This window comes from Allosphingosinicella sp. (assembly GCF_036387215.1).
Lineage (GTDB): Bacteria > Pseudomonadota > Alphaproteobacteria > Sphingomonadales > Sphingomonadaceae > Allosphingosinicella.
The window spans coordinates 1-1,657 of record NZ_DASVUE010000369.1 but is presented as its reverse complement, the minus strand read 5'-3'; the positions used below and the strand labels follow the sequence as shown (position 1 = coordinate 1,657).

At 69.2% G+C, this 1,657-nt stretch carries 2 protein-coding genes; one reads left to right on the top strand and one right to left on the bottom strand.

The window, feature by feature from the left end; genetic code table 11:
• The coding region (locus VF662_RS14565; protein ID WP_464142544.1) for an L-threonylcarbamoyladenylate synthase at positions 1 to 422 on the bottom strand (422 nt) is incomplete at its 3' end.
• A gap of 55 nt (positions 423 to 477) precedes the next feature.
• Here VF662_RS14565 and VF662_RS14560 point away from each other — a divergent pair.
• The coding region (locus VF662_RS14560; protein ID WP_464142541.1) for an acyl-CoA dehydrogenase family protein at positions 478 to 1,657 on the top strand (1,180 nt) is incomplete at its 3' end.

Below are 1,657 nucleotides of genomic sequence, written 5' to 3'. Positions count from 1 at the left end.
CCGCAGGCAGCGAGCAGGTCCCGCATCGGCGCCGCGGCCGGGCACCTGATGGCGACGCTCGGAAGGCCCGCCGTGGCGGCGCGGCTGATCCCGCTCCCGGCCTGCTTCGGAACGACGATGGTCAGCGCGCCGGGCCAATAGGCAAGCGCCAGGGCCTCCGCCGCCTCCGGAAGATCCGCGATCTCCTTCGCCTGCTGAAGCCCCTCGACGTGCACGATCAAGGGATTGAAGCCGGGGCGGCCCTTCGCCTCGTAGATGCGCGCAACGGCCTCGTCGCTGGTCGCATCGGCGGCGAGGCCGTAGACGGTCTCGGTCGGCACAGCGACCGGAAGCCCTTCGAGGATCAGCCGCGCCGCCTCGGCGATCGCGGCCTTGCCGTAGGGGCGGATCTCCGTCCGATAAGGCGGGTTTTGCGGGCTCACCGAGGCGCGCTATAGCCGCCCCGCCGCGAGCGCAACAGACGGGGGCCGAACCGACATGACCTATTCTCCACCGGTCGCCGAGCAGCGCTTCCTGCTCGAACATGTGGTGAAGCTTCATGAGCTCCCCGGCCACAACGACTTTGCCGACGTGGTCGACGCGGTGCTGGAGGGCGCGGGAGCGTTCGCTTCGGGCGAATTCGCGCCGCTGAACCGCGTCGGAGACCAGGTGGGGGCGAAATGGTCGCCGGACGGCGTGACAATGCCGCCGGGCTTCAAGGAGGCCTATCGCGCCTATGTCGACGGCGGCTGGGGCACGCTCACCGGACCTGCCGAACATGGCGGGCAGGGGCTCCCGCTGAGCCTTGCAAGCGTCGTGATGGAGGATCTCGGGTCAGCCAATATGGGCTTCTCGCTGATCATGATGCTGACGCCCGCGGCGGTCGAGGCGCTCCGGCACCACGGCACCGAGGAGCAGCAGCGGATCTGGCTTCCGAAACTGGTCAGCGGCGAGTGGAACGGCACGATGAACCTCACCGAGCCGCAGGCGGGCTCGGACGTCGGTGCGCTCAAGACCCGTGCGGTGCCCCGCGGCGACGGCACTTATTCGATCAGCGGCCAGAAGATCTTCATCACTTTCGGCGAGCACGACCTTGCGGACAATATCGTCCACCTTGTGCTCGCGCGGCTGCCTGACGCGCCGGAGGGCACGCGCGGTATCTCGTTGTTCCTGGTGCCGAAGTACCGGCTGGACGATGCCGGCACGCCCGCAGAGTTTAACGACGTCCGCTGCGTCTCGATCGAGCACAAGATGGGGATCCACGCGTCGCCCACCTGCGTCATGTCCTATGGCGACGACGGCGACTGCGTCGGCTGGCTGATCGGCGAGGAGAATGGCGGCATGCGCGCCATGTTCACGATGATGAACAATGCGCGGATGAATGTCGGCCTGCAGGGCGTGTCGGTGGCGGAGCGGGCGACCCAGGCGGCGGTCGGCTATGCGCGTGAGCGGGTGCAGTCGGCGCGGGCCGGCGGGCAGAGCCGGGAGCCGGTGCCGATCATCCAGCATCCGGACGTGAGGCGCATGCTGCTGCGGATGAAGGCGCTGACGCAGGCGGCGCGGGCGCTGGCTTATTATGCGGCCGGCCAGGCGGACCTGGCTCGCCTCGGCCAGCCGGGCGCGCAGGCGCGCGTCGACCTCCTGACCCCGCTGGTGAAGGCTTGGGGCACGGACGTCG